The following is a 13,080-nucleotide window of genomic DNA, read 5'->3' on the forward strand; positions in this document are numbered from 1 at the left end:
AGTCTGACAAGATAACCGGGCGTGCTGCCCGGTTTTTTGTCTGATCTAGTCGTAACCTTATATTTCTTTTACCTCACGCTGCCTAAATCTCTATCGCTCTCTCTCCCTTTAAGCATTAACGTGGCTTCTTCGATACGAATGAAGCGCCCGGAATCATCTATTTCAGCGAACATATAAACTTCCATGTCCACCTCTTCTCCGCTGCGCCTGGTGCACAGAACGCGATGCCTTGTGGCATAAAGATTCCCGTTACGAAGTTCGTCATGTAACTCAATTTTAGCGAAGGCGATAATTTCCCGGAGTCTACGCGCATGCTGAGCAAAGCCATCTAATCCTTCCCACTTGTTATCAGTGCGCTGCCGATAACCGGGACTAAAATAGCGACTGAGTATCCGATCCAGTGGTATCTGTTGGTGGTTGATAATGTCATCCAATACCCTAGTAATAGTAATCATTTTGATGGTTAGTCCTCTGTGAAAGTGATGAATACTTTACAATCGACTAACTGGCTTCAGTACGGTATAAAAGACATTAAACACCTCAAACACGCCAATATGCACGATCCATTGATTCCATTCGAACCGGTGTTTTCACCCCAGGGACCCACTTTACTCGTCGCGGTACGTCAGTCTGAGGTAATACGGGAGACTCCACGCCACCATCACAGCTGTGGGCAGTTAATCGGTGCCATACGTGGGCTACTTACGGTCGATGGCGGTGATTGTCGCTGGGTGGTACCGGCAACACATGCCGTCTGGATACCGCCAGGTGTTCCGCACGGCCTGCGCTCGCACGGTCCATATTCAGGATGGAGTGTTTATGTTTCTGCCAAAGCCTGTGGCGAGCTACCTGATAAGCCATCTGTTCTCTCAATGACAAATCTGCTGCGTGAAGCGATAACGCGAGCGGCTGCATGGCAAGGTGTAGAGCTTAATGCGTCCCAAAAACGTTTAGCTGGCGTTATTCTTGATGAAATTGGTTCCCTTCCCAGGGTTAATCTTGGGCTTCCAATGCCGCAAGATAGCCGATTGCTCAGAATCGCGCAGGCGCTGTCAGCAAACCCGGACGACGGGCGCAGGTTGGAAGAATGGGCAGCCTGGGCCGGCATGTCATCACGCACGCTCACGCGACGATTCCGAGCCGAAACGGGTTTTAGCTTCAATGAATGGCGACAGCGGATACGCTTACTCAGGGCTCTTGAGCTACTGGCTGCCGGCAAGCCAGTGACGGCGATAGCGCTGGATCTGGGATATGACAATGTGAGTGCCTTCATAACCTTGTTCCGTCGGATGTTCGGCACTACTCCAGGGCGGTATAAAATTTAATTATCTCTTCGCTGAATATGATGCGTTATCCGCCGCTTTGATTACGTTTGTCATGGGCTGAGAGGGGCAAGTAATTCGGGCCCCTGATTTTTCACATTGCCGACCGCCCGCGTTACCGGGTGCCAGGTAAAATCGTCGGCGGAAACGGCTCCGTCGCTGGCAATCTCCGCCGCTTCCGCGCCGGTGACATCCTGCCTCATCCATTCCCGGGCGGCTTCAGGCGTCAGGACCAACGGCCGACGGTCATGAATATCGACAAGACCGCGATCGGCGGCGGCCGTCACGATCAAGAATCCTTCGGCATGGTCCCCACGTTCGAACGGAGTCCGACCAATCGCGGCCATAAAAATTGGCTGGTCATCCTTACGCTGGATAAAGTATGGCTGCTTTTTATTTCCTTCCTTTTTCCACTCAAACCAGCCGTCGGCGAAGCAGATCGCCCGTCCGTGCTCCCACAGCGGCTTGAACATCCTGCTGGAGGCTGCAGTCTCAACCCGGGCATTAATCAGCGGCGGTTTATCCCACCATCCTGGCGCATAGCCCCAGTAAACGGCATCGAGATGGAGTTGCTCATCGCGTTCATTGAGGAGTAAAACTTTTGTCCCGGGCGCGACGTTATAGCGCCCGATAGGCGCCGGGTCCCAGGCAATATCTCGTTCGGCCGCTTCCACGAGATGCGCCAGGTATTCTTCCCGGCTTTGCGCTTGCGCAAAACGTCCGCACATAGCCACCTCCAGCGTGATGTCTGACTAACAGTATAGAACAGCTGCAAAACGGTGTTTTCACCTGCCCAATCACCACGCTCCTTCCACGTCAGTAGACCATTATTTCAGGCCGTCATCTTGCCTGACGTCGCGACAGTACACGCTGGGCGTTAGGCCTGGCATCGTCCGTTTATGCTTCATCGTTATTACCCTAACGCCTGTCTGATAAAGGAAATCGTTTTTACTCTTTTTATTATCTTTCAGAATTATCGCACGGAGTTTTACCTTTGTCTGAAATGGTTGTCGCTGGGTTGTATTTGAAAATATCCACCCCTTATTATTTAAAAAATCATCTTTATCTTTTAAAAGGTTGTTATGAGTAACTTACTATTATTAGTCCTGGCGGTGGTGTTATTGTTTACATCTTTGTTTTTTGGCCTGTCCTATGTTAGAGAAAGAAGAAAAATGAAGATGCGCTTTAATAAATTCCGACGTTAACCGATCCTTCCTGCGGAAAGCGCAAGAGCAACAGATGAGAATCTCGTTAACTCTTGTTTGGTAGCTATTTGGAATTTTTTCATAATATTGATTTTGTGAGAGAAGACCGTCTTATGGCTGATGCCCAGTTCTTGCGCTATCTGCTGATTGTTCATTCCCGTTCTGATCGCATCGATAATATAAAGTTGTGATTTGGTCAAGGTTAACCGAGGGCATTTGACACAGCGTCTGCTGTCTTTTTCCAGCCCACCGCAACTAGATGTTGTCGACTCCGTCAGACGTTTTGCAATCTGATTTTTTACGCGGCGCAAGTCGCTGTTCATGCTGATAAAAGTGGCATCGCGTAGACAAAGTGGTAACCGTTCAACCTGCAAAGCGCTGTCGGTGGCGACGAAAATAAAAATAGACGTGTGCGGAGGGAGTTTTTTGAAAAACGGGTGGCATAGATAATGTTCACCAGCGGCCATTTCTGTGAACAGCATATCAATCGGACCTAATATATCTGTGGAATAGTCTACAACGGAATACGGTTCACGGATGTGTTCTTCCTTCGCAATCTCGCTAAGCAGTTCGCAAATTCCGCGATTAAGAAATATGTTTTCAGTGTTAATTAAAATATCAGGCATAGTCATGGCGATCGTGAAAGTTGTCATGCATTTTAAGTGGAGAACATTAAATGCGTATGCCTTTAGGATATTTCTAATAATCAACAAATGCAATAAGTCTAATTTTGGACTTTGAGCTGGCGAGTAAAATTAATGGTATATTAATCAATGACTTATTTTTTAGCGTTGCGCGGGCATGACCGCTAATTTGGCACAAACTGCTTAAATTGCTTATATTGCATGCGTTAATTCTGGTCTCAAATATATTAATCAGAGTTACTTATTCACTGTATGAATTGCTTTTTCAAAAATACCTTTTGCAGGCGCGGGTCCTTGAGGAGATTGCGCCTGAGCGAAACCTGGGGTGGTCATTGATAAAAAGGGGCGGGGTAGACCCGCCGCTGCGGAGGGTGAACAGCAACGGCGTACAACAGAATCAGTTATCAGGATTGTTGGAAATGCTTTTCCACACCATTCCCAGGCCGATCAACATCGACGCGAAGAGGGCGAACAGGGTGGTTGAGATAAAAATGCTGGCCATGGCGGTGCCTCAGAAAGTGCGTATGCAGATCATTAGGCACGGTGTCGGATGAAAGGTTCCTTACCCGGCCGGGTATATTTTCACCAGCGGCGTCCGGTTGACGGCAACAAGGCGAATGCCACGTCGAAGCGCCGCTGTTGGCAAGGGGATTCTGAGAGGCAGCCGGGTTGCTAACCGCGCTGTTCAAGGGGAGAATACACAACGGCAAGGGGGGAGCGATTCGGACGTTGACATCCCCTTAAACAAGTTATATATACATGTCGCTTCTGTTTATTGAATGTTAAACAGCATCAGTTATGGGACTCAGAAGCGCCACAGCCCCCGCCGTCGGGCGGGGGTAACTTCGCCACCGGCATGCTTATTTTTCACTGAGGCTGGCGAAGAAAATTTTTTTATTTCGGGTCTTGAAAAACGCGCCTTAGATATTATTTTATATAGCGGACAAGCAATGCTTGCCTTTATGTTGAGCTTTTGAATGGATATTCAGGAGGTTAATTATGGCACTCAAAACCTTGTCAGCACTCCCGGTATTTGCTGATTCTCTTTTTGCCGATCGCTTTAATCGTATTGACCGTCTTTTCAGCCAGTTAACGGGCGATACGCCGGTGGGCACTTTACCGGCTTATGATTTACAGAAAGTCGACGACAGCAATTTCCTGCTCAGCGTCAGCGTGCCTGGCTGGAAAGATGATGAGCTGGAAATAGAAACCGTAGGGGGGAATCTGCATATTTCCGGGAAACGCCAGGAAACCGATTCCTCGACAGACAGCGGTGAACGCTGGATTTATAAAGGTATCCGCCGCGCTAATTTCCAGCTCAGTTTCTCTCTTCCTGAACACGCCCAAATTAATCAGGCGCAGCTGGATAGCGGCATCTTAAAAATAGCCATCCACCAGGAAATCCCGGAGAGCGAAAAACCGCGTAAAATTGCGATCGAGAATCAGGGGCGCGTGATAGAACATAAAGTTTGATTCACCGTTGTTCCGAGGATGTTACCTTAAAGGCCCGCCCTGCGGGCCTTTATCCTTTCCCCCTGAAAATATAAATGGCCCCCCGACGACAAAGAAATCGATATGCTATTCTGTTAACAGACGCAGTGAGTCTGCTATTTCTTTCAGTTTCGGCGAGGAGGAAGAATGACTGACGAGATCGATAGCGACGCAAACAATACGCATGAACTAACCGCTGAAGTGGCTCGGGCGCTGATCGCGTGCGGTTTGCGACTGACCACGGCGGAGTCCTGCACCGGAGGGAATCTGGCGGCAGCGCTCTGTGCCCAGGCGGATACCGCGGCATTTTATGATACCGGCGTAGTGACCTTCAGCGATGAAGCCAAGCGCAACGTGCTGCAGGTTCGCGCGGAAACCCTGGCGGTACACAGCGCCGTCAGCGAAGCCTGCGTTCAGGAGATGTCCTCTGGTATTCTGGCGCTCGCCGGGGCCGATATCGCCATCGCCGTCAGCGGCTACGCCGGACCGGAGGGCGGGGAAGATGGTACCCCCGCCGGCACGGTATGGTTTGCCTGGAATTTTCGCGGCCAGACTGAAACCAAACGGATGTGCTTTGCCGGCGACTGTGAGACCGTGGTGGCGAAAGCGGTACGATATGCCCTGGCGGCGCTGAGCGAAAAGCTTGCCCACTGGGAGTGACGATGCCCGGGGGCGCGGCCTTACAGGTCCATTGCCTGGCGCGCTACCGGCCAGCAGATCTCGCCGATGCCGTTAAGGCAGGGTCGGGAAAAGAGAAAGCCCTGAAACAGGCGAATGCCCACCGACTGCAGCCAGCACCACTCCTCCAGGGTTTCGACACCTTCAGCCACCACCGTAATGCCAAGATCCTCGCAGCAGCGGACGACCGAGGCGACAATCGCCTGTTTGGTGCCGCTAATATGGATATCGCGTACCAGTTCCGCATCCACTTTGATTTTATCAGGCTGAAAACGGGTCAGTAACGACAGGCCGGAATAACCTGCGCCAAAGTCGTCGATGGCCAGCTTCATGCCCGCGACGCGCAGGGCTTTGAGCACCTTGCGGAACTGGTCAAAGCAGGTGATCACCTCTGTCTCGGTGACCTCGATCAGTACCTGATCCGGTCTGAGGCCGGCCGCCAGCAGGCTGTCCATCAGCCAGCCTACGGCGTCAGGGTGGTGATACAGCGATCCGGGCAACAGGTTAATCGCCAGCTGATGTTTCCCGAGCGGCAGCTGGCCGGCGAGAGCGAATGCATACGCTTTGCTTTCAAGATCAAAACGGTAGCGATCCTCCGCCGCAATGGCGGCAAACATTTCCACGGGAGAGCCGCCGGTTGGGCTGCGGATCAGAGCCTCGAAGGAAGAAACTCGCTTTTTAGCCGGCTCGACAATAGCCTGCAGAGCAAACTGGCAAGGTTGACCGGGCAGGTGCTGCGGTGCGGCCGTACCTGACGCGGGCATCATCATCCAGCGAGAGGGCTGCAGCGGCTCGGGCAGGCAATAGCGGCCGCCGTCGGCAATGAAGGCGCTAAGCAGCCGGAACATCCGGTCGTTGACCGGTTCGGTGACCCCAAACGTGCTAAAGCGCAGAATTTCCTCCAGCGCGCCATCGGTTTCAAACAGCCGGAGATCCAGTATGCGCATTCCGGTGCCGTGAAAACGTCGGTAGGCTGAGTAATCGCGCATCAGCTCCACTACGTCGCGATGACGCGGGTCGCTTTGGATTTCGCTGAACAGCGACTCAAGTGCCTCCTCAGTCCCTTCCAGGACCTGGAAAAACTGCAGGCCGTTAAACAGCAGAATGCCGGTGATGCCAAGGGGCAAATTTTTACTGCTGGCGCGATGGACTAAAGCGTCGAGATCGACGGGCGGGCGGTCAGGATGAACCTGGCTGCGGTAAATCAGGGTGGTTAGCATAGTTGTTACGATCGCTCCCGCGGCGTAAGAACATCCGCGCTCAGCATGCAAGATGAGTATGGCCTGACCCTAAAGGAGGGCGAGGCTGATATGTACAAACATTCAACCAACCGTGATGTCCGCTACGCGGAACGCGAGCTTCACTTTGTGATTCCCTCCACTGTACAGGGAATTACACATTTGGCTATCTTTTTCTCATCCTCAATGCAAAAAGACGCTAACAGGCCTCTCATTCCCTCCTCAGACACTGGCGCTGCGTCTTATTTTACCTGTTAATATTCGCTACCAGGAATTATCCTACCATTCTATTTCCCACTCTCAAAAATGAGGCGCTGGTCTTGCCTGAATATAATCGAGTGAATATTATCACTCTAAATTAAATTCTTTTGTCAGGTTTGATATGAGCGACTTCTTTATTATTTTGTGTCTGATTTTATGTCCCATCATTTCTTTATGGAGTGGCTTTTCCTATATTCAGGAAAGGCGCAAGAGACGGTATGTTTTCCGTTCCAGAAGATGATTGTTTGACAGAATAAAACGACGAGTTGTATCAGCGTTTGGCGAGCAGTTGCACAAGGTTGTTAAACTGCTGACGGCTATTCAAATTAAATTTACTCATAATATTCTTTTTATGTGAATGAATCGTTTTGGGACTAATATTTAGCGCAGCGGCGACTTCATGCGGGCTCAGGCCAATACTGAACGCGTAAATGACTTTGGTTTGCGCGTCGCTGACCGACCTGCAGGCGCAATTAATGCAACGCCGCAGACGATTGAACGGCGGGTCTTGCCGCGGTAGCAGCGGACGCTCAATGGCGTTAGCTATCTCATCTTTCAGCCGCTGAACGCGAGCGTGAGGCGGTATAAATACCGCATGCTGCAGACAATTCGGTAAACCCTCATCTACGGTAGCGTGTTCATTGTCCGGGAAAATAAAAAGCGTATATTGTTCCGGGGCATGCTGAAAAAGATCCTGGCACAAGTACCACTCCCCCGCGACCATTTCCGTAAATATCACATCAGCTTGCGCCATCGATCCTGCATCCCATTGTTGAGAAAACTGATAGTGTGGCCGCCCGGCGGCCTTCATCGCTTCATCAACCAGTTCAGCAATAGCGACTCGCAAATAGTGATTTTTTATATTGAACAAAAAATTAGTCATATAACTTCCCTGTGGGCATTAAAAAACATACTTGGATAAATTAAAGAATATAATGATGATGCGGGTACAATTTTTAGCCGTGGTAATCTAAGGGATGTTTTCCATTAATGCAATATCTGGTAGGGAAAGTGAGATAACGGTATATTGATATGCGAAAGTTCCTAATAAACAAAACCTTAAGCATATATTTGTAACTATTTAAAGCCGTTTCCTGTTTTTTTATTTTTGCGATGCATAAAAAGCTTAGTGATAGCCGCGCTCTGTTGTTAAAATTAGCGGAGGACAAGAATACAGGATGTATGCCGTACTTATGAAGCAGATGCTCTATTTGAAAATGCTGGCGTGGCTGGAGGATAATATCTATTGTAACCCGGCGATCGATGACCTGGCGCTGTATATGGGCTATTCACGTCGGTTTGTGTACGACGTGTTTTACCAGTATGGCCAGTTACCCATCGGGCAGTATATTCGTCTGCGGCGGTTGACCATCGCAGCGGTCAGTCTGCGCTTAACACGACAACCGATCGCCGCTATTGCCTGGCAGTTAAGCTATGACTCGCCGCAGACCTTTTCCCGGGAGTTTAAGAAGCGCTTTTCGCTCTCGCCACGTGAATACCGTTGCGCGGCGCACTGGGACACGGCAAAGCTGTTGAAAAAGTTTCACCCGGACGGAGAGAGCCTACCTCTGGCTCGTTTTTTTTCTCTGCCGGAACAGGTCTATTACGGCTATCCGATGAAGTATGAACTGCGCCTGTCGGATTTGGTGTTGCAAAGCACCGCTAAGACGAGCATCAGACAAAAGGTTGACCGTTTTTTCACCGCTGGCGGAGGCTCGCTTTCCGTACTTTCCGACTACGCCGCGGCGAGCAAAAATGAGCTTAACGTCGAGGTTAACGCTTTTGTCGGCTGTCATGAGGCGGGAAAGCTGCCCCCCGCGCTGGGCATGAACAGCTCGCTGACCACCCGGTCAGGGCTTTATGTCGGGGTTGAATTCTACGGCAATTGGTCACGTTATGCTCGTTTATCCAGCGATCTGTATATGGAGCTGCTGCCATCCCTGGGGGTAAGTCGTCGGGACGGCTATGACATTGAATGTTTTATAACCCGCCATGCGGAAGGCGAAGAGGCAGGGGACAGGCGCTATCGCGTACGCTATTTTATCCCGGTGACGCTGTCGGCAGCGGGTCTGCGGTCTGACAGCGGTAGTGGGTCAGGGCCTGTGCCGGGGCGAAGTTAAGGTGGCCGGAGCCACCCAGGTTAACATCAAAGCGCAAACCACAGCAGCCAGGTGATGAGAAAGCCCGTCACCCCCATGATGGTTGTCAAGACGGTCCAGGTTTTGAGTCCATCCGGCACCGAGAGTCCGAGATAGCGCGTGACGACCCAGAACCCGGCGTCGTTGACGTGCGACAGCCCGAGCGAGCCGAAGCAGGTCGCCAGCGTCACCAGCACCAGCTGCAGCGGCTCCAGACCGACAACCGCCTGCGACAGCAGACCGGAGGTGGTGAGGATCGCCACGGTGGCCGAACCCTGCGAGGCTCTGAGCACCAGCGATAGCAGAAAAGCGGCGGGCATCAGCGGCAGATGTATTGTCTCCAGCGCCTCGGCTAAGGCATTACCGATGCCGGAAGCGACCAGTACGCCGCCAAAGGCGCCGCCGGCGCCGGCGACGAGGATCACGTCCGCCGACGAGGGGATCGCGCTGCCGGTGACTTCGCCCAGCTTTTTCAGGCTCATCCGCCGACGGATGCCCAGCGTCCAGCTGGCCAGGCCCAGGGAGATCAGCAGGGCGACCGGCGGGGTACCAATGACGGTCATCAGCTGGCGAACCGCGTTTTCCGGCAGCAGAAGCGCCTGACACAGCGTCCCGGAAACAATCAGCATGATGGGCACCACGATCAGCCCACCGATAACCAGCGCATTCGGCGGCGGCAGACGGGTCTGCTGCGCGTTAACCGAGAGATCCGGTACTTCCGCCGTTTGTTGCTGCTCCAGCACGTTAATCGACAGATGATAATGGCGCCGATTGATAAACCGGGCGACAAAATAGCCCACGATACCGACGACCACCGACACCCCAATCCCCGCCAGCATCAGCCAACCGACATCGCTATGCAGAATGCCTGCCGCAGCCGCTGCGCCAGGATGGGTGGGCAGCGCCACGTGGACGGTTAACATCACGCCGGCCATCGGCAGGCCAAACTTCAGCGGCGACACGTGGGCGACTTTGCTGAAGCCGTAGATTAACGGAATGATGATGATAAAGCCGACTTCAAAAAAGACCGGGGTGCCGAGAATAAAAGCCACAATGGTTAAGGCGGCAATGGTTCGTTTTGCACCCAGTACGCCGGTCAACGTTTTCGCCAGCGATTCGGCGCCGCCGGACATTTCAATCAGCACCCCCAGCATTGAGCCCAGAATAATAATGCTGGCGATGTGGCCAAGCAGGCCGCCCATGCCTTTTTCAATGGTGGTTATAATTTTATCTGCCGGAATGCCGGTGGCGAATGCCACCAGCAGACTGACGATCAGGAGCGCCACAAAAGGATGTGCTTTCGCTTTGATCACTAACAGGAGCAACAGCACTACGCTGGCTAACGCAATAAGTAACAGCGCCGATGTCGACATAGGTTTGCCTCGGGTATTAACAGGTGTACAGAGAGTTATTTTTTTAGAAAACGGCGTTTATTTTTTCCGGTAGGGCGAGAACCACCCCAGCCCGGAAAGCGTGTCTGTCCGGGGGATATATTCGCAGCCGATCCAGCCGTCATAACCGGTTTTATCCAGTAGCGCATAGAGCCACGGATAGTTTATTTCGCCCTCATCCGGTTCATGACGGTCGGGCAGGGAGGCAATCTGAATATGGCGATACTGGCCGGCATATTCGGTAATAAGATGGCTTAAATTGCCGTCCACCTTCTGCGCGTGAAACAGATCTAACTGCACCGCCAGGTTCGGCCTGTCGACCCGTTTCACCATCGCCAGCGTCTGATATTGACTGTGGTAGAGATAGCCCGGTTTGGTCTGCGGATTCAGCGCTTCGATGAGTATCCGCTTGTCGTGGCGGGCAAAGCACTCCGCGGCGTAGCGCAGATTATCGATAAGCACGGCCTCGCAGTCTGCGCGATCCGCTCCCGGCGGCACCACGCCGGCCATGATATGCACCTGCGGGCAACCGAGCTGGCAGGCATACTCCAGCGCCAGCTCAATATCGCGTCGGGCCTCCGCGCTTCTCCCGGGAATGGCGGCGAGCCCCCATTCTCCGGCGTTGACGTCGCCGGGTGGGGTATTGAACAGCACCAGCTGCAGCTGGTTCTCCTGCAGGCGCTGTCTGATTTCCCCGGCGGCATACTCATAGGGAAACAGAAACTCAACGGCTTCAAATCCCGCCCGGGCAGCGGCGGCAAAGCGTTCCAGGAACGGCAGTTCGGTAAACAGCATGGATAAATTTGCAGCGAATTTTGGCATGGTTTTATCTCAGTTCTTTCACTTCGTCAGCGGTCAGGTAGCGGATCTCGCGGTTGCCGAGGGTAAATATCAGCCGTGCGGTCTCTTCCAGTTCCTCGGTATTGTTGGTGGCTTCGCGCAGCGATGAGCCAGTAACCACCGGTCCGTGGTTGGCCAGTAAAAAGGCGTTATAGCGGGGCGCCAGCCCGGCCAGCGCCTGGGCAATACGGTCATCGCCCGGCCGGTAGTAGGGAACCACCGGGACGTCGCCGACGCGCATCACCACATAGGGGGTAAAGGGGCGGATACAGTTGCGGGTCGAGCCCCTGCAGGCAGGAGAGCGCGGTCAGATAATGGCTGTGCAAGTGGACGATCGCCTTGCAGGCCGGGTTGTGCAAATAGACCGCCCGGTGAAAAGTGACCTCTTTCGATGGTTTATCGCCGGAGATCCATTCCCCTTGCAGCGTCACCACCGACAACCGCTGAGCCTGCAGTTCGCCGAGGCAGGCGCCGGTCGGCGTCGCCAGCAGGTTGCCGTCCGGCAGCAGCAACGACAGATTGCCAGCGGAGCCGGTGGCATAGCCGCGGCTAAACAACGAGGCGCCAATCTGTACCATTTCCTCTCGCAGTTGTTGCTCAGTCATGACGAAACTCCTGCTGGGCACGGGCAAAGAACTGGATATCGCCGAAGTTACCTGACTTCAGCGCCAGGGAGAGCGGCTGGCGGGTGTCACGCACCCAGGGCACGCCAGGGGAGATGGTCGGCCCAATATGGAACGCCTCAACCCCCAGGGTCTGCGCCACAATGCTCGACGTTTCCCCTCCGGCCACAATAAAGCGGGTAAATCCTTTCGCCTTCAGGGCGGCGGCAAGAGCGGCAAACAGCTGTTCCACCCGTTCGCTGCTGGCCTTGTCGCCATACTGCGCCTGGATCCGCTGCAGCGTTTGCGGCTCGGTGGTGGCATAGATCATCGGCGCCAGCGGCGCATCGCGCTGCGCGTCCACCCAGTCAGTCAGCGTCCTGACGTAGCTCTCCAGATCGGTAAAGCAGGCGCTTAAGTCGACGGCGCGGGCGGGGGCCTGTTGACGATAGGCCGCCACCTGGCTGTTGGTCATCACCGAGCAGGAGCCCGAGAGCACCACCGCCGGGCCGACCAGCGGCATGCCGGCCTGAGCGCTTTCACCCCGGGCGCCATGGCGCTGCGCCCAGTCGCGGGCGAGGCCGATGGCGAGGCCGGAACCGCCGGAGACCAGCTTCATCTCCCGCAGCGCCACGCCCTGGGTGAGCAGATCCTGTTCGCTGAGGGCGTCGAGCACCACATAGCGCACCGCCGGATCGTTGACTGCCGCCAGCGCGGCGGCGACCGCCTCCGGCCCCCGGGCGACAATCGGCCAGGCAATCAGCGCGGCTTTTCCGCGCCCCTGGCGCTCAATTAAGCGGCCCAGGTGCGCATCCTCCATCGGCGTCACCGGATGGTGGCGCATCCCGGACTCATTCAGCAGTTGCTCGCCGACGAACAGATATCCCTGATAGACCGTGCGGCCGTTAACCGGCAGCGCCGGGGAAATCACCGTCCGCGTCTCACCCAGCTCGGCCAGCAGGGCATCCAGCACCGGGCCAATGTTGCCCTGCGCGGTGCTGTCGAAAGTGGAACAGTACTTGAAATAAAACTGCTGACAGCCCTGGGCCTGCAGCCAGCGCAGGGCCGCCAGCGACTGGCTGACGGCCATTTCCGCCGGGCAGGAGCGAGTTTTCAGGCTGATGACCACCGCCTCGCTGGTCAGCGGAAGATCGCGGGTCGGCACGCCATTCAGTTGCACCGTCGGCATGCCGTTGCGCACGAGGAAGCTGGCAATATCCGTGGCGCCGGTGAAGTCATCGGCAATGACACCAAGCTGCATGTTGTCTCT

General features: G+C 54.1%; 18 protein-coding genes and 1 pseudogene. 8 read left to right on the plus strand and 11 right to left on the minus strand.

Going from position 1 to position 13,080, the window contains the following annotated elements:
- Positions 1 to 68 precede the first annotated feature (68 nt).
- Positions 69 to 455: a nuclear transport factor 2 family protein gene (locus BHE81_RS05465; protein ID WP_002903735.1), complete on the minus strand. Its 387-nt coding sequence runs from the start codon at positions 453 to 455 to the stop codon at positions 69 to 71.
- A gap of 99 nt (positions 456 to 554) precedes the next feature.
- Here BHE81_RS05465 and BHE81_RS05470 point away from each other — a divergent pair, with 99 nt between their 5' ends.
- Positions 555 to 1,325, plus strand: coding sequence for an AraC family transcriptional regulator (locus tag BHE81_RS05470; RefSeq protein WP_228268724.1), 771 nt, complete (start codon positions 555 to 557; stop codon positions 1,323 to 1,325).
- A gap of 50 nt (positions 1,326 to 1,375) precedes the next feature.
- On the opposite strand, the gene BHE81_RS05475 is transcribed toward BHE81_RS05470, so the two are convergent.
- Entirely contained in the window at positions 1,376 to 2,050 is a 675-nt protein-coding gene (locus BHE81_RS05475) for an SOS response-associated peptidase (protein WP_004176282.1), read from the minus strand.
- Positions 2,051 to 2,221: 171 nt separating this feature from the next.
- On the opposite strand from BHE81_RS05475, the gene BHE81_RS28075 reads away from it, so the two are divergent.
- Positions 2,222 to 2,350, plus strand: a complete 129-nt coding sequence (locus BHE81_RS28075) for a hypothetical protein (RefSeq protein ID WP_004219446.1) — start codon at positions 2,222 to 2,224, stop codon at positions 2,348 to 2,350.
- A 54-nt stretch (positions 2,351 to 2,404) separates the two neighbouring features.
- Positions 2,405 to 2,527 (plus strand): small membrane protein, encoded by a 123-nt coding sequence (locus BHE81_RS05480; protein WP_004143611.1) that lies wholly within the window; start codon positions 2,405 to 2,407, stop codon positions 2,525 to 2,527.
- On the opposite strand, the gene BHE81_RS05485 is transcribed toward BHE81_RS05480, so the two are convergent.
- The 3 genes from BHE81_RS05485 to BHE81_RS29010 all read right to left on the minus strand — a co-directional run bounded on the left by BHE81_RS05485 (position 2,524) and on the right by BHE81_RS29010 (position 3,664).
- Positions 2,524 to 3,159, minus strand: a complete 636-nt coding sequence (locus BHE81_RS05485) for a helix-turn-helix transcriptional regulator (protein WP_023286395.1) — start codon at positions 3,157 to 3,159, stop codon at positions 2,524 to 2,526. The genes BHE81_RS05480 and BHE81_RS05485 overlap by 4 nt on opposite strands.
- Before the next feature lie 67 nt (positions 3,160 to 3,226).
- Positions 3,227 to 3,349 carry a hypothetical protein gene (locus BHE81_RS28080; RefSeq protein ID WP_020316505.1) on the minus strand — a complete coding sequence of 41 codons (123 nt, stop codon included), beginning with the start codon at positions 3,347 to 3,349 and terminating at the stop codon, positions 3,227 to 3,229.
- Positions 3,350 to 3,568: 219 nt separating this feature from the next.
- Positions 3,569 to 3,664 (minus strand): YnaM/YnfT family protein, encoded by a 96-nt coding sequence (locus tag BHE81_RS29010; RefSeq protein ID WP_271229884.1) that lies wholly within the window; start codon positions 3,662 to 3,664, stop codon positions 3,569 to 3,571.
- Here BHE81_RS29010 and BHE81_RS28085 point away from each other — a divergent pair.
- The 3 genes from BHE81_RS28085 (at position 3,624) to BHE81_RS05505 (ending at position 5,322) form a co-directional block, all read left to right on the plus strand.
- Positions 3,624 to 3,725 carry a hypothetical protein gene (locus tag BHE81_RS28085; RefSeq protein ID WP_223174615.1) on the plus strand — a complete coding sequence of 34 codons (102 nt, stop codon included), beginning with the start codon at positions 3,624 to 3,626 and terminating at the stop codon, positions 3,723 to 3,725. The genes BHE81_RS29010 and BHE81_RS28085 overlap by 41 nt on opposite strands.
- A 445-nt stretch (positions 3,726 to 4,170) precedes the next feature.
- A complete protein-coding gene (locus BHE81_RS05500) occupies positions 4,171 to 4,644 on the plus strand; it encodes an Hsp20 family protein (protein WP_004183942.1) in 474 nt (157 codons plus the stop codon).
- A 165-nt stretch (positions 4,645 to 4,809) separates the two neighbouring features.
- A complete protein-coding gene (locus tag BHE81_RS05505) occupies positions 4,810 to 5,322 on the plus strand; it encodes a 2-oxo-tetronate isomerase (protein ID WP_032429511.1) in 513 nt (170 codons plus the stop codon).
- Positions 5,323 to 5,342: 20 nt separating this feature from the next.
- Here the strand turns inward: BHE81_RS05505 and BHE81_RS05510 are convergent, their stop codons facing one another.
- On the minus strand, positions 5,343 to 6,560 hold the full coding sequence (locus BHE81_RS05510; RefSeq protein WP_004143607.1) for a diguanylate phosphodiesterase: 1,218 nt from the start codon (positions 6,558 to 6,560) through the stop codon (positions 5,343 to 5,345).
- 400 nt (positions 6,561 to 6,960) lie between these two features.
- Between BHE81_RS05510 and BHE81_RS05520 the strand changes: the two genes are divergently transcribed.
- Positions 6,961 to 7,080 carry a small membrane protein gene (locus BHE81_RS05520; protein WP_004195995.1) on the plus strand — a complete coding sequence of 40 codons (120 nt, stop codon included), beginning with the start codon at positions 6,961 to 6,963 and terminating at the stop codon, positions 7,078 to 7,080.
- A gap of 30 nt (positions 7,081 to 7,110) precedes the next feature.
- Here the strand turns inward: BHE81_RS05520 and kbvR are convergent, their stop codons facing one another.
- Entirely contained in the window at positions 7,111 to 7,722 is a 612-nt protein-coding gene (gene kbvR, locus BHE81_RS05525; RefSeq protein ID WP_021440080.1) for a LuxR family transcriptional regulator KbvR, read from the minus strand.
- 310 nt (positions 7,723 to 8,032) lie between these two features.
- On the opposite strand from kbvR, the gene BHE81_RS05530 reads away from it, so the two are divergent.
- On the plus strand, positions 8,033 to 8,959 hold the full coding sequence (locus tag BHE81_RS05530; RefSeq protein WP_021440081.1) for a helix-turn-helix domain-containing protein: 927 nt from the start codon (positions 8,033 to 8,035) through the stop codon (positions 8,957 to 8,959).
- Between the two features lie 26 nt (positions 8,960 to 8,985).
- On the opposite strand, the gene BHE81_RS05535 is transcribed toward BHE81_RS05530, so the two are convergent.
- The 4 genes and pseudogenes from BHE81_RS05535 to otnK all read right to left on the minus strand — a co-directional run bounded on the left by BHE81_RS05535 (position 8,986) and on the right by otnK (position 13,071).
- Positions 8,986 to 10,350 carry a GntP family transporter gene (locus BHE81_RS05535; protein WP_002903916.1) on the minus strand — a complete coding sequence of 455 codons (1,365 nt, stop codon included), beginning with the start codon at positions 10,348 to 10,350 and terminating at the stop codon, positions 8,986 to 8,988.
- A gap of 57 nt (positions 10,351 to 10,407) precedes the next feature.
- Positions 10,408 to 11,190 carry an HPr family phosphocarrier protein gene (locus BHE81_RS05540; RefSeq protein ID WP_004176276.1) on the minus strand — a complete coding sequence of 261 codons (783 nt, stop codon included), beginning with the start codon at positions 11,188 to 11,190 and terminating at the stop codon, positions 10,408 to 10,410.
- Between the two features lie 4 nt (positions 11,191 to 11,194).
- Positions 11,195 to 11,813, minus strand: a pseudogene (locus BHE81_RS05545) (aldolase).
- Complete coding sequence (gene otnK, locus BHE81_RS05550; protein ID WP_004224682.1) at positions 11,806 to 13,071, minus strand: 3-oxo-tetronate kinase; 1,266 nt, start codon at positions 13,069 to 13,071, stop codon at positions 11,806 to 11,808. Before otnK ends, BHE81_RS05545 begins: the two are co-directional and overlap by 8 nt.
- Positions 13,072 to 13,080 lie beyond the last annotated feature (9 nt).

Origin of the sequence: Klebsiella sp. AqSCr (genome assembly GCF_008452795.1) — a bacterium.
Classification (GTDB): Bacteria; Pseudomonadota; Gammaproteobacteria; order Enterobacterales; family Enterobacteriaceae; genus Klebsiella; species Klebsiella pneumoniae.